At 70.4% G+C, this 213-nt stretch carries 1 protein-coding gene; it reads right to left on the bottom strand.

Going from position 1 to position 213, the window contains the following annotated elements; translation table 11 throughout:
• The coding region (locus tag AC5RV2_RS19360) for a phosphotriesterase family protein (RefSeq protein ID WP_494093660.1) at window positions 1-213 on the bottom strand (213 nt) is incomplete at both ends.

Here is a 213-nt window from a genome sequence, read left to right as displayed (position 1 = left end):
CGGCGGCGCGGGCGGCGGCGCGGTAGATCCGCTTGTCGAGTTCGGTCATCTTGCCGCCGCGGCTCACGCCGACCTTGATGACGCCGGCCTTGGCGCCCGTGTTGCCGATCCCCACGGTGATCTCGTGGATGAACACCTTCGCCAGGTAGTCCACCGACGCCCGTGCGAAGTGCGGTAGGGCGGTGTCGCCGCCCACGAAGCCGGTGCAGGCCA

The organism is Arthrobacter sp. Y3225116 (assembly GCF_059091245.1).
The sequence above is the reverse complement of the archived record's forward strand: the minus strand, read 5'-3'. Positions and strand labels throughout refer to the sequence as shown.